This window comes from Planococcus faecalis (genome assembly GCF_002009235.1).
GTDB lineage: Bacteria > Bacillota > Bacilli > Bacillales_A > Planococcaceae > Planococcus > Planococcus kocurii.
This window is the reverse complement of the sequence record NZ_CP019401.1, coordinates 3,288,645-3,313,625: the sequence shown is the minus strand read 5'-3', so window position 1 is coordinate 3,313,625 and position 24,981 is coordinate 3,288,645. Positions and strand designations below refer to the sequence as shown.

The window sequence follows — 24,981 nt, the reverse complement described above, 5'->3', positions numbered from 1 at the left end:
TCTCGCTGGGCTTTTTCATTTTTATTCAAAATCAATTTTGTAATCATCAGCTTTAATTATTTTCAGCTTACGTGTGAAGATGTACAGCAAACCAACATTCAAAATGACTGGAAGTACTAGAAATGTACTGAGCATGACTGCAACATTACGGCCACTCCAACCACCTTCTGCTAGGTTTATGTAATTCAATGGACCAACGAGACCAGACAATCCAAAACCGGCACTATAAGGAGTGCCTTGTATGTTCAAGATGCCGGCCAAAGCGCCTAGAACAGCAGCTGTAATGACCATGGGTATGGCGATTTGTGGTTTCATTAAAAAGTTTTTCATTTGAATTTTCGGAGACCCGAGTACGTGCACGAGTGCGGTTCCTAGAGAATTGGCTTTATAGCTCGAAATAGCCAAGCCGATCCCTGCTGCCACGATCCCCAAATTTGCAGCGCCTGCCCCGACACCAGATAGCATGATAACTGTAGCAATCCCAACGGTGGATACCGGGAGTAGAATGACAACGCAAAAAATCATTGCAATAATAGCCCCCATGACTATGGGCTGCAAAGAAGTAGTATGCGCAACCAGTGAGCCGATCAACCCAGTCGATTGTTTCATCATTGGTAGCAATAAATAACCAATCATTCCGGGAATCATAATACTTAAAGTAGGCATTAATAGAATCGCGTACGCTTTTAGTTTATCGCCGATTAATTGGACAAACAACACTGCCAATGCCGCTGTAATGGCAATATTGACGACAATGCCAATCCCATTTAACGTCATAACGCCTTCTGCCGTTTTTTCGACGACACCGCTACCAACCATAGCTGCAAGGCCGACACTTGCTGTTTGAATTGGAGTTAATTTAAAAGAAATACCAACCATGACGCCAACTGTTACGGGCAATAAGCTCATGGTGAAAATTGTAATATCAAACAAATGCTGCAATGGAGGAAAGTGCGGGATCAATAGCTTTAAAATCTCGCCTAATAATGCGTTGGGAATTAGGGCTACGACCACGCCAATACTTACACCATTCAACAGTTTACTCATAAACTCTTTCATCTCTGCAACTCCTACCTTGCTTAGTTAAATTATGTTACTACTATAATGAATGCTAGAGTATAAAGCAATGAAAATTTAGTGAATTAACGCGTTGGTGTACGAAAGTATTTAATTGGACAGAATAAAAGACAGTAAACTAACTAAAATTGAAAATAGCGTATAATGACCATAGTGAAAGTAGATAGAAAAGGGAGGGGTATTTATTTCGGTTAATAAAGAGACGCAAATTTTAGATGAATTAATGGAAAAAATCACATTAAAAAAATTTGTTGCTGGTGAAAAATTGCCTTCAGAAAACGAACTAGCGAATTGGTATGGCGTGCCCCGTATGACTGTCCGCGCAGCGTTGACTAAGCTAGAAGAACGTGGTTTTATCTTTTCAAAACAAGGCAAAGGAAGATTTTTAAAAGAAAAGTCTACGCTGATCAAGTTGCATTTAACCGGAAAAGTGAGTTTTACTGAAAAAATGCAACAAGCTGGTTATGATTTGAAGACGCGTCTTATTCGTTGTGAAGAAGCTCCGTACGAAGAAAAAATTTACAATTTGTTGGAGTGTGAATCAACAGACAAGGTCTACAAGGTTTCAAGAATTCGGATAATCGGTGGACAGCCCATTGCTATTCATCATTCTTTTGTCAGTGAGAAAATATTTTCTGAAATAGCAACAGAAGGACCTCATATTCGTTCAATGTTTGCGTACTATCGACAACATGGCTATAGCGAATTTGTCGACAGCAACACCTTATTAAGCATCTCTTTTCCAACTTCGGCAGAGCAACAGCTTCTGCTTTGTAAAAGCATGGTGCCTCTTTTGTTAGTAGAGAATGACTGTATTGATGAAAAGACGGGTAAAGTGCTTGAGCATACGAAAATTTTGTATCGCAGTGATAAATTTACATACGATATTACGATGAATTAAACAAGTCACACCCTCTCATACGTAATAAAAGCAGGTAGAGAAAACGATTCAGTTTCCTCTACCTGCTTTTTGGGTTGTCCAATTGTTAAGCGCCTTTACAAAAGCTTAACGACAGCTTAAAACACGGCCACTTGGCGACAAGTTACGATGAACTTACAGACGAGGAGGCAGTGAACATGAAAAGGCGCAGACGAACAGAAATTCTTATTCAAGGCGATGGCAGATTGGCAAAAGAAATGGCAACCAGTGTCACAAATAAATACGAATATCGTGAAGTAACAGCTCCTGAACAAGGAATGATTATGGTGAAGATGAGAGAATCTGCTAAAAACTCTTTGTTTTATATGGGGGAAGTCCTAATAACAGAAGCAAAAGTAGAAATTTCAGGAGAAATTGGGACAGGTCTATTAGTCGGAATGGACGAATTGCGCGCTGAATATTTGGCGATTATTGATGCAGCCTTTAAAGCGCAACTTCCTGAAATGCAGGATTGGGAACTAAGATTGCTAGAAGAAGAACAGCAAATCAACAAAGCCAAAGCCCAGCAACAAGCTGAACTTTTCAAAACAAAAGTTAACTTCGAAACGATGGAAGTCTAAGCAACAGCCTAAAAACTAACTGAGCAGGAGAGATAATATGGCGATTGATCGAATACATGACTTGCAGCAAGTTTATCGAAAAATAGTACATAGTATGTCACGACCAGGAACTATTTCTACCATTAAACAACAAACAAAAAATGTGGACGTTGATTTTGGCTGTACGGACGCACTTATTTTGAGTGCGATGGCACTGTTGGATGCTGAAGTCACATTTCATGTAATAGCGAAAAATAGAACAGACTTAATCGGTAAAATTTCTGAGTATACTTCAGCACGTTTTGCATCAGTGCAAGCAGCCGATTTTATTATCGTCTTAAAAGAAGATAAAGAAATAGACATTTTAGAGGCGATGATACAGTGCAAAATCGGTAATTTGATTGATCCGCATCAATCGGCAACTTGGATCATTGAAAGTGCGAATTTGGTTAATGAAGGGCCCCTGCAGTTGACTGGACCAGGAATACGGACAGAAGCTCACTTACAAACCGACCAATCCAATCAGTTTTGGCAAACGAGAGACAGTCGCATCAAAGAGTATCCAATGGGCATCGATCTCATTTTTGCAGACAAAGCGGCTCAAATCGCTTGTATACCGAGAAGCGTTTCGGCAATTCCGATGGAGGTGAAATAGATGGGCTATGTTCCTGTAAAAGGTGGAACTCAGGCGATTGATGCTTCGATTAAACGCCTGACGTACGAACGATTAAAAGGTCAAGAAATTTTGGAAATCAAGACAATTTTGTCGACAATGGGCAGTATGGTGGATCAAGTAATGTCGGAAAGCAGTCTGTACTCACCAGAACTAGCAGCTTTGGCTATCAAACAAGGTGAAGGCAGTATGGAAGAAGCCGTTTTCTTGATGCGTGCGCATCGTTCGACTTTGCCGCGTCATTACTATAGTGAGACGGTCGAAGTTGAGACGATGCTTGTCGAACGGCGAATATCGGCAAGCTTTAAAGACGTTCCCGGTGGCCAATTGTTAGGTGCTACGTACGATTACACACACCGTTTGTTGGACTTCGGAATGATGGAAGAAAACGCTGAAGTTAATCGAAAGTGGCTGCAAGATTACCGAGACAGTTTGTCAGTCATCCAATCGGGACAAGAGGTTGTCTATTTCCCAAAAGTTGTCGACTACCTACGTGAAGAAGGCTTGTTCGAAACATTCGAACCGGATAATGCGCAACCTACTGATGTTACTAAACAAAGTTTGCAGTTTCCAACAACGAGAAGTGCCCGTTTACAAGTAATGACACGGGGCCAAACAGGAGCTGTTACTTCATTTGGATATGCATCGTTACGAGGATATGGAGAAGTCCATCCGACTGTCGGCGAAGTTCGTGTCGGAAAAGTTCCAATTTATACAGCTCATCCGAACAAAACGGATTTGGACCCCGAAGACCAATTTTATATCGGTGAAATACGCATAACCGAAGTAGAGTCATTTGTACCGGTCACTGTAAAAAACACCAACAATGAAGATGCATTGGAATTTGAAATTGGTTACGGTGTTTGTTACGGCCAAAACGAAACCAAAGCGATTGCGATGAGTATTCTAGATCAGTGCCTAGAACATCCAAACACCGAATTCCCAACTCATGACGAGGAGTTCGTCTTATTACATATCGATTCAGTAGAATCTACTGGTTTTATTTCTCATTTGAAATTACCGCATTACGTCACGTTTCAATCTAAACTAGACAGTATTCGCCAAGTAAAAAAGGAGGGAACGGCAGTTGAGAGCTAATACGCATTTTGCCTTTTTTGATGAAGGTTCTAAAAAAGAGATTCGACGAGCTACATTGAAAGCTGTGGCGATTCCGGGATACCAAGTACCTTTCGCTTCAAGGGAAATGCCGATTGCACGTGGTTGGGGAACAGGCGGCCTGCAGTTGACGCTGTCTTTAATCGGCCAATCGGATGTACTAAAAGTCATCGACCAAGGGGCTGACGAGTCAGTCAATGCAGTCAGTATTAAAAAACTCGTTCAAGAAACGACAGGTGTTCAACTCACTGATCAAACTGAAAATGCTGATTTGATTCAGTCACGCCACCGAATCCCTGAAGTGCCGTTGACAAAAGATCAAATCCTAATTCTTCAAGTACCTATACCTGAACCTTTGCGACCTGTTGAAGCAAGCGAATACAAAACAAAGCGCATGCATGCTGAAGATGATTATAGCGGAGCTTGGCTAATGTTGTTCGAGCAAATTGTGAAATACGGCAAAACCGCAACTTATGCAGATCATCCAGTTTATGTGAATGGACGCTATGTCATGGCACCAAGTCCGATTCCGCGTTTTGACAATCCTAAAATGCATCATTCAGAAGCCTTGATTTTACTCGGTGCGGGACGTGAAAAGAAAATTTACGCCGTTCCACCTTATACAGCTGTCGAATCATTAGCATTTGATGATTATCCGTTTGCTGTCGAATCATTTAATGGACAAGGATGCCGTCTTTGCGGCACAGGAGACGTTTTCTTAGATGAATTAATTGATCAAGAAACAGGGGAAACTGTCTACCAATGCAACGACACGAGTTATTGTATGGATCAGTTGAACAGCAAAGAGAAAGTCGGGGTGACGAGCAGCTATGCGTGAAGAACCCATTTTGAAAGTCCGCAATCTACGCAAACAATTTGGACCCGGTTGTCCCCATTGCGACAATTTGGATGCCGCTCAATTAGAGAAAAATTTCTGTGCGAAATGTGGCACAGTTTATGCAGTGCGCGATGTATCTCTTGATTTATACCCAGGCGAAATTCTAGGGATTGTCGGAGAAAGCGGAAGCGGGAAATCAACGTTAATGCAATGTCTTTACTTTGACACTGACGTTGCGTCAGGGAATGCGTATATTGATAAACCCGCTTTAGCTGGTATCAATGTATTTGAATTGTCTTCTCAACAAAAGCGTTCCATTCGCAACCACGACTACGGAATGGTTTATCAGAATCCAGTCCATGGGTTAAAAATGAATTTTTCTTCTGTCGGAAATATTGCTGAAAAACTAATTGCAGCAGGCAATCGAAATGTTGGAGAAATGGAAATGATCAGTAAAAGATTGCTTGATAATGTCCATATTCCACTCCACCGCATGAAAGAAGAACCACGCAATTTTTCAGGAGGAATGCAGCAACGTGTTCAAATTGCAAAAGCATTATCAAATAATCCTCCTATTCTATTTTTAGATGAAGTGACGACCGGTCTCGATTTATCTGTACAAGCTAATGTTTTGGATTTAATTAAAAAAATACAACGGGAACTTGGCATCAGCATGATCGTTGTGTCACACGATTTGGCAGTTATTCGCATGCTTGCAGACCGAACGATTGTCATGCTAAATGGCGAAATTATCGAACAAGGATTGACCGATCAAGTATTAGAAGACCCACAACATGCATACACGCAGCAACTTGTGTACTCACTACTCTAGGAGGATCGATACTTTGTATATTATTCATAACGGCAAAATCGTAACCGAGCAAACGATACTAGAAGGATTTGTAGTCGTAGTTGAAGGAGAACTTATCCGAGCAATCATTCCTAAAGAGCAAATCGGTGATTATCCAGAAGCCCGACTGATCGATGCCCGCGGAGGATACATCTCTCCCGGCTTTATCGACATTCATTCTGATTACATCGAAACAATCGCTTCACCGCGTCCGACAAGCATGATGGATTTTGATATTAGTTTACGAGAAGCGGAAAAAATTCTCATCAGCCATGGCATCACGACAATGTTTCATTCGTTATCGTTCTATAAAGAAGATGTTTTTTCACACAAGCCGATGCGCAACCCTACGAACATCCAACGAATGGTAGATGCTATCGAAACGACGCATAACCGACTGCATTTAATTCGCCACCGTTTGCATGCACGCTTTGAAATCGACAACATCGATGAAGTAGACCAGTTGGTGAAAAACATTGAAGATGGCAAAGTACACTTGCTGTCATTTATGGACCACACACCCGGACAAGGCCAGTACCGCAATCTAGAAGTCTACCGAGAAACGTTAAAGGGCTACCGAGACATTTCAGATGAAGACGTCAATGTGCTTATTGCAGAGCGACAAAGCATGGAATGCCTAACAACTCAAAAAATAAAAGAAGTAGCAGATATTGCACGGGCTCATGGAATCGCGGTCGCTTCACATGATGACGATGACATTAAAAAACTCGATTTGGTAAAAAGCTTTGGCACAACCATCAGCGAGTTTCCCATCACACTAGAAGTTGCGGCAAAAGCAAAAGAATTGGGCATTCATACCATTGCCGGCGCTCCAAACGTCATGCTAGGTGGCTCGCATTCAGGCAACCTATCCGCTGCAGAAGCTATCAGCCAAGGGTGTATGGACATTTTATGCAGCGATTACTACCCACCCGCGCTGCTGCACGCCGTCTTTGACCTTCACGAGAAGTATGGCAACAACTTACACGAGATGTTCATGATGGTTACCTTGAATCCCGCAAAAGCAGTGAAAATGGACGATGAACTAGGCTCCATTAAAGTCGGAAAAAGAGCGGACCTCCTAGTAATCGAGCGAATGGACGACGGCTACCCAATGCTAACCACCACAATGGTCAATGGCGTATTGATCACCACAACAAACTACCGAATTAAATAAGAAAAGCGCAAGCGCCCGTGTAGATTCGACGGGCATAATCTAAGTTTCTACACATAGTAACGGAATGTGACGACGTCTAACGATTCCACAACCCAAGAAGACTATGGTAGTTCTCGCTGGTTGCCTTGACGTGGAGGCGCTCTACTCCTAGGAAACACGAGCGCATCCACGCTAAGCAGCTGTCTCAAGCTAAAAACAGGAGGCAATACAATGACAATGTTAGAAATAACAGGCTTTGAGAAACGGTTCACAATTCATCATCTAAACAAAATAATGCCAGCTATAAAAGATATTAACTTCTCTTTAAAAGCAGCCGAATTCATTGGCATCGTTGGAAAAAGCGGTAGCGGTAAATCTACCATTCTGAAAAGCATTTACCGTACATACTTACCTGACCGCGGAGAAATTCTCTACAACTCTGCGGCTTTCGGAAAAATCGACCTGTCACATATTACCGAACGACAAATGCTCCATTTGCGAAAATATGAAATCGGCTACGTGTCGCAGTTTTTGAACGTCATGCCGAGAACTACGTGTCGTCAATTGGTAACCAACGCTTTACTAGAAATGGGTTCAGCAGCATCAATCGCACACGAAGAAGCGGAAAAAGCATTGGCTCATTTTGAAATTGATCCGAAACTTTGGGATAGCTACCCCAATACATTTTCAGGCGGTGAAAAATTACGTTTGAACATTGCAATGGCAACTGTAAAAAAACCGCGCTTGCTCTTGCTCGATGAACCGACTGCCAGCCTTGATTATCAATCAAAACTGAAAGTGCGGGAAATTATTGAAAAGTTAAAAGCCAATGGCACGACACTTGTTGGAATTTTTCATGATATTGAATTCATGGAAGGGCTTTGCGACAAAGTTTACGACATGCAAACAAGAACACTGACCGTTACTGACAAAGTAGGTGTTGGCACTGAAAGCTGACCTGCATGTACATAGCCACTATTCAGATGGAGCAGATTCGGTCACAGACGTCATAAAAAAAGCCGAAAAAGCAGGAGTCACGACTATCAGCTTTGTCGACCATGACACAGTTGCGGGTTGGCAAGAGCAGCAACGTGTCGCTGAAGCCTATGGAATACAAGCTATACCAGGCATTGAAATTTCGGCTTATGATTTCAAACGACAGCGAAAAGTGCACATACTCGGCTATCATTTCCGTCCGGAAGCATCCGCTATTTCTAAGTTATGCAAAGGACTATCAGAACTTCGCCACAGCCATTCAATGTGGCAGATGGACAGGATCAAAGAAGCAGGATTTCAATTGGATGTAGAAGCAGTTATCGAATCGGCTAACCCTTCAGCCACCGTTTACAAACAGCACATCATGCAACAATTAACAGATGATCATTACATCACTAAAGAATATCAAACCCTTTACAAACGTCTATTTAAAGGGAATGGCGTTGCAGCAGGTGACATTGAGTATGTCGCAGCGGTTGATGCTGTTCGGGCCATTGTCTCTGACGGAGGCGTAGCAGTTGTGGCACATCCTGGACAGTTAAATTCATTTGATTTGATACCTGAATTACTTGATGCAGGTCTTGGTGGAATTGAACGTAATCATTTTGATCATTCACTGGAAGATCAGCAGAAGGTAGAAGAATTAGCGAGGCGATACGGTTTGGTCATGACCGGTGGTAGCGATTATCACGGCGCTTTCGGTACAGCAGTAGAGCCAGGAGCGATTGTTAGTCCTGAAGATCTTACCCATCGTTAAAACTCTGTAAAGTTCCTGTAAATTTCAGTATTTTGTCGTGGAAATATGTTGTACTGTAACCAACAAATAGAATTTCTTGTCTATTCCAGACAAATCCAAAGGAGAATCGACTATGACAAAGAGAAGTTCAGCACTGGCTATACTTGTAGGATCAGCTTTACTGTTAGGTGCTTGTACAGATGGCAACGCAGAGGCAGGCAAATCAGAAGTTGACGATGTGATCAAAGTAGTTTGGTATCCAAATGAGTCTGGATCGGATATGACATCATCTCGTGATGAAATTGGAGAAGCCATTGAACAAGCAACCGGTAAAGAAGTCGAACATCAGTTAACAACCGATTACGCCATTGCGATTGAAACCATGGTCAACAATAATGCGGATTTGGCATTTATGGGAGCGCAAGGCTATATTGAAGCCAAAAATGGCAATGATGCAATTGAACCTTTAGTCGTACCAACAGGAGAATCTGGCACGCTTGACGACGCGGTCTACCACAGTTGGTTAGCGGTCAATGCGGATAACCAAGAAGAGTTCATGGTGGATGGAGAATTCTCACTAGACACATTAGAACAAAAAAAAATGTCCTTTGTTTCTAATAGCTCTACATCAGGGTTTGTTATCCCATCTTCTACCATCATCAATCATTTTGCTGACAAGCCGGGTTATGAAGACTTAGTCGCAGAAGATATGATGGAAGGCGGTCCGTTGTTTTCTCAAGTACTTTTTGGAAATTCTCACCAAGGCTCAGCTGTTAATTTACTAAACGACAGTGTAGAAGTGGCATCGTTTTGCGACACTTGTGCTGAAAATTACGTAGAAGTAACAGAAGGCGAAGCCAATAAAGTCGGTTCGATCTATAAAGTTAAAGACGATGCGACTGAACCATTTAACACAGTAGCAGGAAGTGAATTCGCATTGATGGATGTTATTCCTGTACTCAATGCACCATTTGTAGCCAATTTAGACGTGATGGGTCAAGAAGATTACGATACGTTAAAAGAACTATTCAGTTCAGACGAAATTGCAAACAATGAAAAAATATTCGTTCCGGAAGAATCCGGAAAACCAGGATTGTTCTTCAAGTCAGCAAACAAACGATTTGTATCAGTTGAAGATGATTGGTTTGATGCCATTCGTAAATTGTCGAAGTAACAACCAAAAGACAGCAGCGCATTCCTTCTACTGGGAATGCGCTGTCTGACAAACGAGGCGAGAAGGAGACGGTGAGCATGGCTTTATTGCAAATCAAAGATCTTGGTAAATCCTATAATCCCCATACGAAAATTCTTCAAGGGCTGAATTTTGAAGTGGAAGCTGGCGAATTTCTTTCTGTAATCGGACCTTCTGGTGCAGGAAAATCGACACTACTTCGATGCATTAACCGGATGGTGGAAATTGATGAAGGACAAGTTATTTTTAACGGTCAGAACGTAGGAGATTTGAATAAAAAAGAACTGCGAAAACTGCGTACTAACATGGGCATGATTTTTCAACATTATAATTTAGTGCCCCGTTTATCGGTCATTGAGAATGTATTGCATGGTCGCTTTGGCTATAAAACGACATTTCAAGGAGTATTGGGTCGATTTACAGAACAAGAAAAAGAACACGCTTTTTTCTTGTTGGAAAAGCTAGGCATTGAAGATCACGCCTATAAACGGTGCGATCAATTAAGTGGCGGTCAACAACAACGCGTCGGCATCGCGCGTTCACTGATTCAAGAACCAAAAATTGTCTTATGTGACGAACCGATTGCCTCACTCGATCCAAATGCCTCAAAAGTTATTATGGATCATTTAAAATCGATTACACAAGAACTCGGCATCACTTGTATCGTCAATCTTCACCAAGTTGAAATTGCCAAAAGTTATTCCGACCGAATCATTGGATTGAACAAAGGCGGAATCGTGTTTGATGGACCAAGTTACCGCTTGCACCGAAGTCACACGGACATCATTTACGGTACTGAGACACAGACGAGCCCAGAAATCAGAGAATTGATTACGGTTTAAGGAGCAACTACAGTGAGTGAAAAAACAATAAAAGCCAATCGCAAATGGCACACAATCTTTTTTGTCTTTCTGATTGCTGTGATGACTTTTGCTTCTATCACAATTACCGACTTCAACATTTTTCATGGCATTGCGACTTTGCCAAAAGCCATCGCATGGATTTTCTCGAATATGTGGATTAGCCAGGAAACATGGGAACGCCTGCCAACCATTTTGGAGAAATTGCTGGAAACTGTTCTTGTATCGATTGCAGCCACGACTACAGGAACAGTCGTCGCATTCTTTTTAAGTCTGATGGGATCAAAAACGACAGGGACGAGCACAATTTGGGGTGCATTTGCACGCTTTGTGGCATCTGTATCACGGAATATTCCAGTCGTGGCGTGGGCGCTAATTTTATTGCTGTCATTTGGACAAAACTCAATGACTGGATACTTGGCTTTGTTCGTAGGGTCTGTCGGATTTTTAACGAGAGCTTTTATCGAGTCCATAGACGAAGCGAGTCAAAGTGCTGTCGAGGCGTTACGCGCAACCGGGGCAACATATTTTCAAATTGTTTTTAAAGCGGTTGTGCCGCAATGTTTGCCCCAGCTGATCAGTTGGATCCTGTTTATGATTGAAACTAATATTCGCAGCGCGACCTTAGTAGGTATTTTAACGGGTACCGGCATTGGCTACACGTTCGACTTGTATTATAAAACGTTGAATTACAATGCTGTGGCTCTTGTTACCTTTAGCATTATTCTTGCGGTGATTGTCATCGAGCTGATGTCAAACTATATCAGGAAGGTGATTATTTAATGGAGGCAAGTACATACATAAAACGCGGAGCAAGTGGACGAATAGCCATCAAAATGGGAAGCAGACCCGAACGCATCATGAAATGGACGGTTACCACGCTTGTCATATTGACGGTCATTGCCTTTTTGCTATTTGACTACACAGGACTTGATTTGACGACAGCTATTCCAGAAACGCTTGATAACTTAAAAACAATGTTTTTGGAGCCGGCGCTTAGCCATTTCACATGGGGACAAGCCTTTTATCAACTAGGTGTCACGCTAGGACTGGCTTTTTTATCGACAATTTTTGGAGGAATTATTGCCTTTTTCCTAGCTTTGCTTGCAGCTGCCAATTTATCTAAGCCTTGGATTTCAAAAACAGTGCGTATCATGGTGGCTTTTATACGAGCGGTTCCTACGGTCCTGTGGGTATTAATCTTTGCCATTGCTGCAGGACTTGGTAGCGAGGCGGCCATACTTGGGATGTTGTTTCACTCGATTGCCTACTTGGTCAAAGCTTTTTCAGAAGCATTTGAAGAAGTAGATCAAGGTATTATTGAAGCCCTACGCGCAACAGGAGCTAATTGGTGGCATATCGTTATCCATGCCGTTTTGCCTTCAACTTTTACGTATTTATTGTCTTGGACGTTCCTCCGTTTTGAAATTAATTTCTCAGTGGCTGTTGCTATGGGAGCAGCTGCAGGAGCGGGCGGCATTGGTTTCGAATTATTTATGGCTTCGGGATTCTATTTCGATTTACGTGAAGTAGGAATGATTACGTATATGGTGTTAATTTTCGCCATCATTTTGGAGGTTTTCTCCACAAAAATGAAAGACCGTTACTTCCCTGCTGCTAAATAAAAGAGATGAAAAGAAGAGTAACTTTAAAAAATAATAAGTTGTAATGTTCAGACCATTGAGGTTTAATGAGGAGTGACAGAGTTTTCCAATCCAAGGAGGCAGAACAGATGAACTTAGCAGGAAAAGTGGCAATCGTAACAGGTGGCGCATCCGGAATTGGTTTGGCAACAGCAAAGGCATTTCTTGATAAAGGCGCAAAAGTAGTCATTGCGGATTTTAACGAAGAAGGCGGCAAGCAAGCACAACAGCAACTAGAACAAAGCGATGCTGAAATTGTGTTTGTCAAAGTTGATGTAGCAAGTGAAGAATCGGTTGAACAATTAGTCGCTACTACAGTCGAACGTTACGGCAGAGTTGACATCATGGTCAATAATGCAGGCATCGGTGTACTAGGTGTTACTCATGAGTTGACGTATGAAGACTATCATAAAGTCATCTCCGTCAATCAAGACGGTGTCTTTTTCGGAGCCAAGCATGCGATCAAAAACATGTTAGAACATGGGGATGGTGGGGTTATTATCAACACGTCTTCTATTTTGGGCTCTGTTGGGGAAGGTGGCGCTTTTGCCTACAACGCCTCAAAAGGGGCTGTAAACCTTATGACCAAATCGTTGGCATTGCAATATGCTGAACACAAAATTCGAGTTAATGCGGTTGCACCAGGTTATGTAGAATCAGGCATGGTTAGTAAAGAAGCTTTGGGTGATTTTTATGATGCTTTAGTGGATAAGCATCCTGTCGGTAGGCTCGGACAGCCAGAAGAAATTGCACACGCGATTGTGTTCTTAGTCGAAAATGAATTTGTGACTGGCAGCACGTTAATGGTCGACGGTGGTTATACGACGCAGTAAATAAGCAAACCAAAAGAGCTGCCACGCGCAGCTTTTTTTTTATGTCTCTAATCGACAATCGGCTAAATGGAAAACCTATACGGGATAAAGTAAAATAAAACCACAAGCAACTTTTTTCCTTATAGACATAAAAAATGTAAGGAGTGATGGCATGATCCATGCAACAGAAACAGATAATCCTATTAATCGCGCAGTAGAGAACCCAAAAGCTTTTATTCGGAATGACCAATACAATTTTATCAAAGACCAAACAAAGATTTTAGTAGTAGGGCAGACGAGTGCAACTGATGCAGAAGTGTTGAGTGTATTGCGGCATCTTGCGCACGAAAAAGTCTTTAAACAATTTCCGATACTTACCGATCAACAAAAGAAAATTCTCAACCCATTGGTACAAGTCAAGGAACTGAGCGATGCGGAATCATTTTTAGAACAGCTCCAGCCGTACATCGTGCCATTTAAAGCAGTTACTGCAGATAACGTGAAGAAATTATTTCCTAAAGCGAAAAAGCTAAAAGGGCCAAAGCTAGAAAATACGAACTTCTATAAAACTTCTTATCTTGCTTGGACAGAAAGTGCTAATCTGATGTATTTAGTAGCCGATTTAACAGATCAGCTGATTGGCGTTCAAGGAAGCTTTACGCGTAGTACAAAGCAAGGCATTTGCACCATCTGCAATAGTCATAGCCAAGTGGGGCTGTTCATCGCCAAAACGAAAACTTCAGGATCAGAACAGTTTATCAAACGTGGCAATTATATTTGCCAAGACGCTGAAGTCTGTAACGGTCAGGTCAAAACACTAGACCGACTAAATGACTTTGTTGGACAGTTTCAGAAATAGCGAAAGACAAAAAACCGCCCCTACAGTCGCAAAACGATGTGGGGCGGTTTCTTCATAGAGAACAAGCTATTAAAATGCATATTGGAACAACGCATAATAGAGAGGACCGAGCAATACGAGCATCAGCAGTCCAGAAAAAACGGTCATAGACAGAGTTCCGGCTTCAGCTTCTTCTTCAGTAAATCGGGCTTTGATAAAGAAGAAAAACAGCAAGTCCCACACGACCACTACAGCCAAAACAACTTGCCAGACAATGGGCGTAAAAATTTGAGAGTGCGTGACAAAGCCGAATAAGCCGATCCACGCAATAACTGTGAATGCCAGATCAATTAGAAAAACAGGACTTTTGTAGCCACCGTGAATGAAAAACCCAATCGTTGATGTGGCCAGAAAAGCAGCGTACATGTACCATAAAATTTCTACCATACTATTATTCCTTCTTTCATAGACATGTTACCCATTATAAAAGAAGGTGAAGAAAAATAAAATTCTTTCGCTTGAGATTTTTCAGACTGAAAAGGCAAGATTGAGGATGCATCTTCAGCTGGATGGCTATAGAATAAGAAAAACAGTGAAAAGTTGAAGAAGATTAGCTGAATAAATCAGGAAACGAAAATTTAAGAATGGAGCGGAAGGAAGTGACATCATGGAGACACTGCCATTTTCTTTTGATGAAATGTGGGAGAAGGTTATAGCTTGTGACCGAAAGTATGATGGGCTTTTTTACACTGGGGTGAAAACGACCAAAATCTACTGCAGACCTTCTTGTCGTTCTCGAAAGCCTAAAAAGATCAATGTTGAATTTTATTCGACTATGGATAAAGCACAGGCAAAAGGATTTCGGGCTTGTAAAAGATGTCAACCTGAAACCGAATATTCTCCTGCCGAAGAGCTTACGCGTGAAGTGATGACTTACTTAACCAATCATTATAGAAAAAGCATCAGTCTACAGGAAGTAGCGGATTATGTCGGCATGAGTCCTTCTTATTTAGAGCGTGTATTTAAGCAGGAGACTCTCGAAACACCGCGCGCTTGTTTAGAGAAAATTCGAATCGACAAAGCGGTACAGCTATTGGTGTCTACAGATTTATCCAATCTTGATATATGCTTTAGTGTGGGATTTCAAAGTCCCTCTAATTTTTATAAAATATTCCGTAAGCTCAAAGCCCACTCGCCAAGTGAATTTCGCAAGCTGAGCGAGCCTGTTGCTTTATGATGAAAAAGCAGAGTGAGCTGTATATGGAAATTTCGACACCTGTTGATTTTAATTTTATGGAATGTCTCGTTCATCTTGGCAGATCTTCACAAGAAAACTTGTACCGGGTTCAAAACGCTCGTGTGACAAAGGTGCTAAAGCTTAACAATGAACTCGTCTTGTTCCACATGACCCCAGTAAAGGGTGCTTTGCGCTTGGCGTTTCCGCTCGGAGCGCCGACTGCCAGCAATAGCGAATTGGTTAGAGCTTACGTTGAGGATTGGTTTGATCTGCAGACGGATCTTCAGGATTTTTATGCAATGGCACAAACAGACTCCCTATTAAGTGCATTGGTCCAGCAGTACCGAGGTTTACGAGTCATCGGTGTTCCAGACTTGTTTGAAGCCTTAGTATGGGCAGTTATGGGTCAACAAATCAATCTGACTTTCGCTTATACATTAAAGAAACGATTTGTTGAAAGTTATGGAGAGTCGTTGATTTATGAAGAGGAACGTTATTGGACCTTTCCAAGTCCCGAGAAAATTGCCTTATTGTCTGTTACTGACTTAAGAGCATTGCAATTAACTGGCCGAAAAGCAGAATACATTTTGGGCATTGCTTTAGCGATGACAAATGGTACGCTGAGCAAAGAGCAATTACTACAAGAACAGGACATGGAGCGTTCGTTACTGGAAATCCGAGGCATTGGCGCCTGGTCGGCCAACTATGTCATGATGAAATGCCTGCACAGCCAAACGGCTTTTCCGCTCGCAGATGTCGGCTTACACAACGCGTTAAAAGTTCAGTTGAACATGGAGCGAAAACCAACACAGGTAGAAATTACAAAATTTGCGGAAAAATGGCGAGGCTGGGAAGCCTATGCCACATTCTATTTATGGAGGTCTTTGTTATGAGCCACTTGCATCAGGTTGAATTTGAATCACCGATTGGCATCATCGAAATTGTTGGCACAGACGAGGCAATTCTGTCGATCTCGTTTAGCGAGAAAAGTGAAATTAACTATCCGATTTCTCCAGATAGCCCGCAAGTCATCACCGATTGCCAACAACAGTTGGAAGAATACTTTAAAGGGCAACGCATGAAATTCACGATTCCTTTTCTCTCTACAGGAACCGAATTCCAACGAAAAGTGTGGACTGCGTTAATCGATGTACCTTATGCGGAAACTGTTTCTTACGGCGCTATCGCCAAAGCGGTTGGTAGCGAGAAAGCGGTTCGAGCAGTAGGCAACGCCAACAGCAAAAACAAACTCAGTATTATCGTACCATGCCACCGAATTATTGGAGCAAACGGTAAACTAACGGGTTATGCTGGCACGTTGCCCCGAAAAGAATGGCTACTAGATCACGAGAAAGCCTATAAAGAAAATCAGTCTAAGTAACAATTAAAAAATGCCGAAGAAAAGTATTTCACTTTTCTTCGGCATTTTTATTTGAATGATGTGTTTATTAATTCTTTACTGCTAATGCTTTTTTAGATTCGTTCAAGTCAACATCGACAGAAGAGACGTGGTAACGCTTTGTGTCATCTGTTTTAATAGAAACGTTTTTTCTATCGAACAACGAAACAGTTTCAATTTTTTTCAATTCGCCTGTTTGAATATTTTCTTCGTAGATGCGGTAACCGATAATCGCATCGTCACGCACGGCATGCCATGAAAGATTGAAATCCGTAGCGACAACATTTTCTGGAGACGCCGGCTGCTTGTCTGTCACACTAGAATCAGAAACCAATTCAGCTGTCACGACTAAACGTTCTTCGTGAGAGCCGATGTCGCGGTTGTAATCCCCTGTACAAGTAATCAAACTAAGCAGTCGTTTATCTGAGCTACCAAATATTTTTTCGATTGGTGCATCATCTGTTTCATAGCTCGTTAAATTTTTAACTTCGTAAATCATTTCACGGCCATCTGGACCTATTACTGTTACAGTTTCTCCGACTTTCACTTTATCGAGTTCATAAAAAACAGCTGGACCCGTTAAACTGTCAACATGTCCTGCTAAAACAGCGTGGCCTTTTGCGCCAGCTTTATAACCAGGCTCGAACCAGCCAACTTGATCTACATCTTCAGGAACTCCCATTTGGCCATTGTCTAAAATACCCGTTGACTCGATAGCTGCATCGACGCCGATTGAGGGAATTTTAATTTGAAAAGGTTCCATCCCCTGTATGCTTTGCTGACGTTCGCGTTGTAGCATTTGTAATTTTTCACGTTGTTCCGGAAGAATGGGGAACTCAGCAATCTTATCAACATAATTGCCTGTTACTTCTTCTTTCTTAGGAACTTCTTTTTTCTCTTCAACTTTTTTGACCTGCTCCATCTGCTCTTCAAAAGTCGGGCTAGCGGCCAAAGGTTTCAATAGGATAAACAAAGCAAGACATAAAATTACGGCTGTAGTTATAGTGACAAGCTGCTTCATTTGTCATTCCTCCTTTCCAATCGGGAAAAGAGAGAGCAATTCGCTCTCTCTGAAATTTTACTGCTGATTTTTTGTTTGGCGATAAGTAATTGTACCAGCTGCCAAAAGAATCAGTGTGCTTAATGTAATCCAAAGAATCATCGAGTTCGATTGGTTAGCCGTACCACCTAGTCCAGTGGCTGGCATTTGTTCAGGTGCAGTGTTTTCAAAGTTCTCAGGGAATTGATCAACAACTGCGCCACTCAATCCTTTACCGATATCGAACATAATTGCATAACCTGTACGGTATGTTTCGTAAGACATTTCGTAGTCACCCGATACGTATTGTTGGAACGTGTCGATAACTGAAGTTTCATGTGCTTTTACGCCTGCAATTGTTTCATCTAAAGGCATGCGGTCTTCTGTTGCGCTATTTAAAAATGTTCCAAGGTCCGTTGCAAATGTGTTAGTCAACGTAGCTGTCGCTTCGTCAGCAGCTTCTTTGTCATCAGCTGCTACAGCGATAACAAGATCACCTTGAACCGAAATGTGTTGGTTGTTCCAAAGTTCAACAAATTGGTTGCTGGCTTCTTCACCATAAACAGAAGCAAGTGCTGCACGAAACTCTTCTGTGTTTTGATCCTGTGCCCAATCGGCAAAGTCAAAGTCTTCAGCACCATTATACCCTTTTGTCATGCTCAATTGTGCTAAAGCGAAATGCTCAGCAGCGATACGGTTTACAGTAGAACGGAAATCACCAGCTGGTGTGTTTGGATCTGAAAACTGATCCGGGAACTGAGTCGAAATGGCTCCACTAATCGCGCTACCGGCTCCAAAGATTTGTGTGAAACCATCTAGGTAAGACGTATAAGCCGCAACATAATCTCCTTCTACGTAAAGATCAAATGTATTTTGGACAAAATCTTCGTGCTCGCGAAGAGCTGCAGTTGCGCCGTCTTCTGCAAGATTGCCTTCTGTCGCTGTGCCAAGAAATGCGCCCATGTCATCAACAAAAGATTGAATTTCGTCTAACGCTTCTTCTTTCATTGCGTCATCGCCATCTCTAACTGCCGCAGCGTAATCGTCTGTTCCTGTGTTGTGCTTGTCAAAAATTTCCACAAATGCCGCTCCGCCTTCTTCACCGTATACAGAAGCAATCACCGGCTCCATGTCCGCTGCGTTCTCATCAAGCGCTGCAATTGCCGCTTCTGCTGCTCCGTCTTCATCGTAAATTTTCATCATCGAATCGACAGCCAATGCGTAATGTTCCGATAATAATGAGTCCAATGTTGCGCGAAGTTCCACGCCCGTCGTTTCAGTTGGTGATGCTTCAGCCGCCAATACGTTTGTTGCCATGCCTGGTATTAAAAGCGCTGCCCCTAATACAGGTACAAAGATTTTATTCCATTTCATAATAAAAACACTCCTCTTTTTTTAAGTTCTTATAAACATAACGGAGAAGGTTTAAATTTAGATCACATTTTAATTGAAAAATTAGCAAGGAATTTCTTTTCGACAGTAAATGGCGTGATTTGGACAGTATTCAGTCTCATTTGGACAGTATTTGATGCGAAACGGACAGTATTTGTTCTAATTCGGACAGTATATCCAATTAACTGGAAATAAAGGTGCGAAAAAATGAAATTCTCTTGATAAAAACACCCGAGGGCGGTTTTTATCACTATTCAGCGCGGATATCTTCAAAAGCATCTAGTATTTGAACATCTTCTGGAGAAATAGTGAAATCCAATTGGCTATTTTCTAAGATGCGTTCTTCGTTTGTCGATTTCGGGAGGGGCAAGGTGTTTTTTTCTAAACAATAACGAATGCACAATTGCGCAGGCGTTACGTCGTATTTTGTAGCCATTTCCTTGAGTTTAGGACTATCCAAAATTTGACCAGTCGCCAGCGGAGAATAAGCTTCGACCACAATATTATGCTTTGCACAAAACGCTAGCAAGCTCTTTTGATCGCGCCCGACGTAAAACGGAATTTGATTCGCCATTGGCACAATTTCGCAAGCATCGATAAGTGCTTGAATATCGCTTTCCGCAAAATTGGAAACACCGATTGCGCGGATTTTGCCTTCTTTATAAAGCTTCTCCATTGCTTTCCACGATTCAATATTGCCTTCTGTGCAATCTTTGCCAATGTCATCCCAAGGCCACGGCGCATGAATCAAATAAAGATCCAAGAAATCCACGCCGAGATTTGAAACGGTTTCTTCAAAAGCCACTAGAGTCGCTTCATATCCTTTTGTTTGGGCAGGAAGCTTACTAGTAATAAAAACGTTTTCCCGGGAAATATCAAAATCTTTAATCGCCTTGCCGACATTTTCTTCATTCTTATATGCTAACGCCGTATCAATATGCGTGTAGCCAGTTTTCAATGCAATGGTCACTGCACTGTAAGCTTCTTCGTTTGGAATTTGCCACGTACCAAAGCCGATATTGGGAACTGCAACCCCATTATGAAATGTGAAAACCTGATCGTTTGCCATTAAATAATTTCCTCCTTTTGATTTAGCAACTGGGTGTGGAATATAAGCTGTTTAAAAAAGTTATAAACAATAAAACAAGGCACCTCGATTTGTCGTCCAGGTGCCCAGTAGGTTTAATGTTGCGCAGGTTTTTTAGTTTTCATCAGAACTCTTAAGGAAATTTAACAACTCATTATTGAAACGCTCTGGTTCATCTGCGTTGATGCCATGTCCGCTGTCTTCGAAAGGAACGAGCACTGAATTGGGGATTTGTTTGTCCATTTCTTCAGCCAGTTCGTAAGCACAGATCTGATCTTTTTTCCCGTGGAAAATAGCCGTTGGCACAGTAATGCCTGCTAACTCATCGCGCAAGTCCTCATCTCTTAAGGCAATCGCGGATTTAATGGTTGAGTGAGCACCGGCTTCGAGTCCAAGCGTTTGGAACCAATGCAGAAATTCCGGTGATTTTTTCTGTTCAAAGAACATATCTGCGAATTGCCCAAGAAATGCCGGACGATCTTCTTTAAGTTGATCAATAATGCCGTCTACTTCTTCCGGCTTCAAGTTGTGTTTAAAATCATCGCGTTGTGTAAATAATGGAGCCGCTGCTGCTAATAGCATCAGTTTATCAACGCCTTGCTGATTGAAATTCGTTAAGTAACGAATGGCAATCGGCCCGCCCATTGAAAATCCGGCAAGCACAAAATGATCAAGTTTTAAATAATCGACAACCGCTTTGACATCGTTCGCTGCCATGTCGTAATCGTAGCTCGACCACGGCTTGTCTGATTTCCCGTAACCTCTGAGATCAATGCCGATAAATCGAAAGTTTTGCTCCGCAAGCACGCTTACTTGCGACTCAAATGCTTTGCTATTTAAAGGCCAGCCGTGAATAAAGACGACCGGTTGCCCCGATCCAATGTCTTCCACATAAACGTTTACGCCATCTTCCACTTCAATATAATGTCCCACTTAGTTCTCCTCCTTTAATGTAAAACAGTATTAATGTAGAACTTCCCGCTGTCGAATTAAAGTAAACAATTGGAAATGGAAAGCCTGGCTTTTCAGTTTAGCTGGAGATGGTCGGGGGAATCTAATTAGTAGAAAATACAGATTCAGAAGGAGGCAATTATGGATTATATCTATTTAGGAAACTCAGGCTTGCGGGTTCCGAAGTACATACTTGGAACGGTTCCTTTTAGCGGGACAAATGGCTTTGACGCTGCAGGCAATATCGACGAAAAAACAGCACGGCGCATGGTAGACATGTCACTTGAGGCCGGCATCAACATGTTTGATACTGCCAATTTGTATTCAAAAGGCGATGCAGAGCGCGTGTTAGGGTCAGCCATTAAAGGGCGCCGTGACGAATTATTGCTAACATCGAAAACAGGCTTTCCACTCGGAGAAAACCCTAACGCAAGAGGAGCTTCAAGAAGCAATATTTTAACATCTATCGACCAATCACTTGAGCGGTTAGGTACAGATTATCTTGATGTCTATTTTGTTCATTTGTGGGACGGGCAAACGCCGGTCGAAGAAACAGTCGAAACGATGACAAGTCTCGTTAAATCCGGCAAAATTCGCCATTGGGGCGTATCAAACTATAGCGGCTGGGCACTGGCGCGAACGTTTACGGTTGCAGAGCAATCTGGCTTTATTCCACCCATTACCCAACAAATTTACTACACACCAGAAGCACGAGAAGCAGAATACGAACTACTTCCCGCAGGCAGTGAGCTTGGCATTGGCTCGATGATCTGGAGTCCACTCGGTGAAGGACTGCTAAACGGCAAAATTGGCCGCAACAAACAAGCACCGGCGAATACACGTCAAGGAGCTGGATGGCCAGAACCGTGGGTGCAAAATCAGGAACGACTTTACAAAGTAATCGATGCGTTAGAAAGAGTCGCAGCCAATCACAATGCGTCAGTGCCGCAAATTGCTTATGCATGGGTCCGGGACCGGCCAAATGTCGGTCCGATTGTCATCGCTGCGCGCAACGAAGAGCAGCTAAAAGAAAACATTGCTTCTTTTGAAATTCAACTAACACAAGAAGAGCATGACCGCATTGAATCGGTGGCACGACCAGCTCCACTTTATCCGAACTGGCACCGCGCCATGAACTCGTTTGACATGGGCAGCCCGTCTGAAAAAACGTATTTAGCAGGGTATAAACAATCGATGGGCATTGATGACTAATCCGTAGGTTTAATAAAGAAGAGACGAGGGAATTCTTATACTATAATGAGTACCCCAAAAGACTGCCAGGTCATAAAAAACTGGCAGTCTTTGTTGTGTTAATTGGTGATGTGTCGTTATTTTTTGTCTAACGAGTTGAATGAAAAGTAATGTTTCTAAAATCATGGAGTCATTTCACCACTTTATATCAATAGCTGAAAAGATCTCGTTCGCTAGTAACTGCTGTGATTCGGACAGTATTCAGTCCTATTCGGACAGTATTTGAGCAAAATCGGACAGTATTTCTATTAAATCGGACAGTATATCCAAATAATTGGAAATGATGAGCGGAAGATAAGTAAAAAATATTGATTTCAATGGGATTTCTCAGTATACGAAGTCTCTGATAATAAAACCTCGAGAAAATCCGAAACTTCTCTTTAATTCGACTCGTAAATACAGGTACAGGAAATAAAAGGAGGCATTATTTTGTGGCCAATCGTATTTACGTTACTAGCAGTCGCAGCATTAAGCATCTCAATCAATAAAATCATCAAAACGAAAGAGACAACCCATACAGACCCTAAAAGTAGAGTGACAGCGATTTGTTTTTTACTAATCAGTATCGTTAACTTAGTCGGCTATTGGTTAAACTTTCTCGGTGTTATCACTATGGCGCTAACCCTAACATTGCTAGTCACTGGTGCTTACTTTGTTCGCTATATGCAAACAGATCATCGAGAAAATCATTTGGGGAAGGAGTGAAATCATGCCAACTTGTGAAAATTGTGGTCAAAAATGGCCGTGGAAAACAGGGGTGAAAAATATAGCCAAGTTTCGTAATAAAGCCAAGTGTCCTTATTGCGAAAAGACCCAATACCTCATACCTAAGTCGAGAAAGCTAACCGCCATTTCTAGTTACATGCCAGCATTGCTCATTATCGCATTAACGCTAATTTTAGACCTTGATGGCTTAGGCATTTTCTTTCTTGCAACCGCGTTAATGCTCGTGTTTTTAGGGTTGTATCCATTTATGATGAAACTTTCGAATGACGACCCTATGTCGACTTATAAAATGTAGGGGCTATACTCACTGTTTTGTTTAGTAGAGTGTACATAAGGGAAAACTTATTAAAGCGATGCAATTTTTGAAAACTATAAATCAGGAGGCGTAATCCTTATGGACGAAAAAACACGTAAAAAAACAACGCTGTTCTCCATCTTGAATTTGATTTTTTATTTCCTAACCTTAGGGGTAAATTATCTTGGGTCATCTGGATTTTTTAATGGCATGAGTCAAAAGGATTTATCAGACAAGTATATGACGCTCATCTCACCGGCACCTTTCACGTTTTCGATTTGGGGCGTGATTTATACGCTACTCCTAGTGACATTGGTTTATTTCTTTATTAAACGAAAAGATCAACATGTAGGTAAACTCATTCGATTGGTATCGCCCTTATTTATTGCCAGTGCAGTATTCAATATGGCGTGGATTATCGTGTTCTCCTACGAATTACTTGGACTTTCAACTTTCCTAATTTTGGGATTGCTGTTTTCATTGATCCTGATCGTCAAAAAGATCACGAACAATCGCTCTCAATTTCCGAGTACGCTGGCAGGCATCAGTTTTACCCTTTACAGCTCATGGGTTTTTATCGCGACAATCGTTAACTCATCGTTATTTTTAGTCCAACAAGAGTGGGGCGGATTCGGACTATCCGATTCAATTTGGACAATCATCATTTTGTTTGTTGCTATTGGATTTGTGTTCTACTACTTGGCTCTATACAAAAACGCCGCATTTCCACTTCCAATCGCATGGGCTTTCTTTGGTATCTATAGCGCGTACGCGAGCGGGGTATTAGACGCATCGATGATAACAACGATTCAAGCAGTTTTAGTGGCTGGAATCGTCTCATTGTTGATTTCCAGCATATGGACATTTTTTAAAAACGACAAAGCGCTTTTTCCGAGAACAACAAGTTAATAAAAGTAATTAAATAAGAACAGCCACAAAGTCTCCTTTGAAGAGATTTTGTGGCTGTTTTAATTTATCTCTCTACAACTGTTCTTTCAGTAAAAGATTGGGTAGTAGCTTTTTCAAGATTATTGATTTTAATAAGGAGGCTATTTCACAACTTTAACTTAATCTCGTGAAAATTTGATTCGCTAGTAAATAGCGTGATTTGGACAGTATTCATCCCTATTCGGACAGTATTCGCTGTGAAACGGACAGTATTTCTACTAAACTCGACAGTATATCCAAATAAATGGGGATTATTCGAGTAGAATAAGTGGAAAGCATTGATTTCAAAAGAGTTTTCCCAAAATCCAGCCTAAATATAAATTTTCTATCAATACAACCTTTAGGAAACCCAAAATTTTCTTTATTCAGCTCGTAAATAATAAAGAGGAC

The 24,981-nt window shown here is 41.7% G+C and carries 28 protein-coding genes; 22 read left to right on the top strand and 6 right to left on the bottom strand.

The window, feature by feature from the left end:
• Positions 1-21: 21 nt before the first annotated feature.
• Entirely contained in the window at positions 22-1,059 is a 1,038-nt protein-coding gene (locus tag AJGP001_RS16445) for a PTS sugar transporter subunit IIC (RefSeq protein ID WP_071152845.1), read from the bottom strand.
• A 181-nt stretch (positions 1,060-1,240) separates the two neighbouring features.
• On the opposite strand from AJGP001_RS16445, the gene AJGP001_RS16440 reads away from it, so the two are divergent.
• The 15 genes from AJGP001_RS16440 (at position 1,241) to AJGP001_RS16370 (ending at position 14,287) form a co-directional block, all read left to right on the top strand.
• The gene (locus AJGP001_RS16440; RefSeq protein ID WP_342743356.1) at positions 1,241-1,978 is read left to right on the top strand and encodes a GntR family transcriptional regulator; all 738 of its coding nucleotides are present in this window, start codon (positions 1,241-1,243) and stop codon (positions 1,976-1,978) included.
• 176 nt (positions 1,979-2,154) lie between these two features.
• Positions 2,155-2,577: a phosphonate C-P lyase system protein PhnG gene (gene phnG, locus AJGP001_RS16435; RefSeq protein WP_071152843.1), complete on the top strand. Its 423-nt coding sequence runs from the start codon at positions 2,155-2,157 to the stop codon at positions 2,575-2,577.
• A gap of 37 nt (positions 2,578-2,614) precedes the next feature.
• A complete protein-coding gene (gene phnH, locus AJGP001_RS16430; RefSeq protein ID WP_071152842.1) occupies positions 2,615-3,211 on the top strand; it encodes a phosphonate C-P lyase system protein PhnH in 597 nt (198 codons plus the stop codon).
• Entirely contained in the window at positions 3,212-4,327 is a 1,116-nt protein-coding gene (locus AJGP001_RS16425) for a carbon-phosphorus lyase complex subunit PhnI (RefSeq protein WP_071152841.1), read from the top strand.
• The gene (locus AJGP001_RS16420) at positions 4,317-5,183 is read left to right on the top strand and encodes an alpha-D-ribose 1-methylphosphonate 5-phosphate C-P-lyase PhnJ (RefSeq protein WP_071152840.1); all 867 of its coding nucleotides are present in this window, start codon (positions 4,317-4,319) and stop codon (positions 5,181-5,183) included. The genes AJGP001_RS16425 and AJGP001_RS16420 overlap by 11 nt, the downstream gene beginning before the upstream one ends.
• The gene (locus AJGP001_RS16415) at positions 5,176-6,015 is read left to right on the top strand and encodes an ATP-binding cassette domain-containing protein (RefSeq protein ID WP_058384033.1); all 840 of its coding nucleotides are present in this window, start codon (positions 5,176-5,178) and stop codon (positions 6,013-6,015) included. The genes AJGP001_RS16420 and AJGP001_RS16415 overlap by 8 nt, the downstream gene beginning before the upstream one ends.
• 13 nt (positions 6,016-6,028) lie before the next feature.
• Positions 6,029-7,210: a phosphonate metabolism protein PhnM gene (gene phnM, locus AJGP001_RS16410; protein ID WP_071152839.1), complete on the top strand. Its 1,182-nt coding sequence runs from the start codon at positions 6,029-6,031 to the stop codon at positions 7,208-7,210.
• Positions 7,211-7,420: 210 nt separating this feature from the next.
• Complete coding sequence (locus AJGP001_RS16405; protein ID WP_058384035.1) at positions 7,421-8,146, top strand: phosphonate C-P lyase system protein PhnL; 726 nt, start codon at positions 7,421-7,423, stop codon at positions 8,144-8,146.
• On the top strand, positions 8,136-8,942 hold the full coding sequence (locus AJGP001_RS16400) for a PHP domain-containing protein (RefSeq protein ID WP_071152964.1): 807 nt from the start codon (positions 8,136-8,138) through the stop codon (positions 8,940-8,942). Before AJGP001_RS16405 ends, AJGP001_RS16400 begins: the two co-directional genes overlap by 11 nt.
• Before the next feature lie 112 nt (positions 8,943-9,054).
• Positions 9,055-10,095 carry a PhnD/SsuA/transferrin family substrate-binding protein gene (locus AJGP001_RS16395; protein WP_071152838.1) on the top strand — a complete coding sequence of 347 codons (1,041 nt, stop codon included), beginning with the start codon at positions 9,055-9,057 and terminating at the stop codon, positions 10,093-10,095.
• Positions 10,096-10,172: 77 nt separating this feature from the next.
• Positions 10,173-10,955 (top strand): phosphonate ABC transporter ATP-binding protein, encoded by a 783-nt coding sequence (phnC, locus tag AJGP001_RS16390; RefSeq protein ID WP_058384037.1) that lies wholly within the window; start codon positions 10,173-10,175, stop codon positions 10,953-10,955.
• Positions 10,956-10,967: 12 nt separating this feature from the next.
• The gene (gene phnE, locus AJGP001_RS16385; RefSeq protein ID WP_071152837.1) at positions 10,968-11,756 is read left to right on the top strand and encodes a phosphonate ABC transporter, permease protein PhnE; all 789 of its coding nucleotides are present in this window, start codon (positions 10,968-10,970) and stop codon (positions 11,754-11,756) included.
• A complete protein-coding gene (phnE, locus tag AJGP001_RS16380) occupies positions 11,756-12,598 on the top strand; it encodes a phosphonate ABC transporter, permease protein PhnE (protein WP_071152836.1) in 843 nt (280 codons plus the stop codon). Before phnE (AJGP001_RS16385) ends, phnE (AJGP001_RS16380) begins: the two co-directional genes overlap by 1 nt.
• Before the next feature lie 107 nt (positions 12,599-12,705).
• The gene (locus tag AJGP001_RS16375) at positions 12,706-13,449 is read left to right on the top strand and encodes an SDR family NAD(P)-dependent oxidoreductase (RefSeq protein ID WP_071152835.1); all 744 of its coding nucleotides are present in this window, start codon (positions 12,706-12,708) and stop codon (positions 13,447-13,449) included.
• Between the two features lie 151 nt (positions 13,450-13,600).
• A complete protein-coding gene (locus AJGP001_RS16370) occupies positions 13,601-14,287 on the top strand; it encodes a FusB/FusC family EF-G-binding protein (RefSeq protein WP_071152834.1) in 687 nt (228 codons plus the stop codon).
• A 69-nt stretch (positions 14,288-14,356) separates the two neighbouring features.
• Here the strand turns inward: AJGP001_RS16370 and AJGP001_RS16365 are convergent, their stop codons facing one another.
• On the bottom strand, positions 14,357-14,713 hold the full coding sequence (locus AJGP001_RS16365) for a hypothetical protein (RefSeq protein ID WP_071152833.1): 357 nt from the start codon (positions 14,711-14,713) through the stop codon (positions 14,357-14,359).
• Between the two features lie 220 nt (positions 14,714-14,933).
• Between AJGP001_RS16365 and AJGP001_RS16360 the strand changes: the two genes are divergently transcribed.
• The 3 genes from AJGP001_RS16360 to AJGP001_RS16350 are packed head-to-tail and all read left to right on the top strand — an operon-like array spanning position 14,934 to position 16,884.
• Positions 14,934-15,503 carry a bifunctional transcriptional activator/DNA repair enzyme AdaA gene (locus AJGP001_RS16360; protein ID WP_071152832.1) on the top strand — a complete coding sequence of 190 codons (570 nt, stop codon included), beginning with the start codon at positions 14,934-14,936 and terminating at the stop codon, positions 15,501-15,503.
• On the top strand, positions 15,500-16,396 hold the full coding sequence (locus AJGP001_RS16355; RefSeq protein ID WP_071152831.1) for a DNA-3-methyladenine glycosylase family protein: 897 nt from the start codon (positions 15,500-15,502) through the stop codon (positions 16,394-16,396). The genes AJGP001_RS16360 and AJGP001_RS16355 overlap by 4 nt, the downstream gene beginning before the upstream one ends.
• The gene (locus tag AJGP001_RS16350; RefSeq protein ID WP_071152830.1) at positions 16,393-16,884 is read left to right on the top strand and encodes a methylated-DNA--[protein]-cysteine S-methyltransferase; all 492 of its coding nucleotides are present in this window, start codon (positions 16,393-16,395) and stop codon (positions 16,882-16,884) included. Before AJGP001_RS16355 ends, AJGP001_RS16350 begins: the two co-directional genes overlap by 4 nt.
• A 67-nt stretch (positions 16,885-16,951) precedes the next feature.
• On the opposite strand, the gene AJGP001_RS16345 is transcribed toward AJGP001_RS16350, so the two are convergent.
• The 4 genes from AJGP001_RS16345 to AJGP001_RS16330 form a co-directional block, all read right to left on the bottom strand.
• The gene (locus tag AJGP001_RS16345; RefSeq protein ID WP_078080777.1) at positions 16,952-17,923 is read right to left on the bottom strand and encodes a class F sortase; all 972 of its coding nucleotides are present in this window, start codon (positions 17,921-17,923) and stop codon (positions 16,952-16,954) included.
• A 57-nt stretch (positions 17,924-17,980) separates the two neighbouring features.
• Positions 17,981-19,315, bottom strand: a complete 1,335-nt coding sequence (locus AJGP001_RS16340; RefSeq protein ID WP_078080776.1) for a hypothetical protein — start codon at positions 19,313-19,315, stop codon at positions 17,981-17,983.
• 268 nt (positions 19,316-19,583) lie between these two features.
• A complete protein-coding gene (locus AJGP001_RS16335; protein ID WP_071152829.1) occupies positions 19,584-20,402 on the bottom strand; it encodes an aldo/keto reductase in 819 nt (272 codons plus the stop codon).
• A 132-nt stretch (positions 20,403-20,534) separates the two neighbouring features.
• Positions 20,535-21,353, bottom strand: coding sequence for an alpha/beta fold hydrolase (locus tag AJGP001_RS16330; protein WP_071152828.1), 819 nt, complete (start codon positions 21,351-21,353; stop codon positions 20,535-20,537).
• 159 nt (positions 21,354-21,512) lie between these two features.
• On the opposite strand from AJGP001_RS16330, the gene AJGP001_RS16325 reads away from it, so the two are divergent.
• The 4 genes from AJGP001_RS16325 (at position 21,513) to AJGP001_RS16310 (ending at position 24,552) form a co-directional block, all read left to right on the top strand.
• Positions 21,513-22,583 carry an aldo/keto reductase gene (locus AJGP001_RS16325; RefSeq protein WP_071152827.1) on the top strand — a complete coding sequence of 357 codons (1,071 nt, stop codon included), beginning with the start codon at positions 21,513-21,515 and terminating at the stop codon, positions 22,581-22,583.
• 468 nt (positions 22,584-23,051) lie between these two features.
• Positions 23,052-23,327 (top strand): hypothetical protein, encoded by a 276-nt coding sequence (locus AJGP001_RS16320; RefSeq protein ID WP_078080775.1) that lies wholly within the window; start codon positions 23,052-23,054, stop codon positions 23,325-23,327.
• Between the two features lie 4 nt (positions 23,328-23,331).
• Entirely contained in the window at positions 23,332-23,643 is a 312-nt protein-coding gene (locus AJGP001_RS16315; protein ID WP_071152825.1) for a TIGR04104 family putative zinc finger protein, read from the top strand.
• Between the two features lie 99 nt (positions 23,644-23,742).
• The gene (locus AJGP001_RS16310) at positions 23,743-24,552 is read left to right on the top strand and encodes a TspO/MBR family protein (protein WP_071152824.1); all 810 of its coding nucleotides are present in this window, start codon (positions 23,743-23,745) and stop codon (positions 24,550-24,552) included.
• The last annotated feature ends 429 nt before the right edge of the window (positions 24,553-24,981 follow it).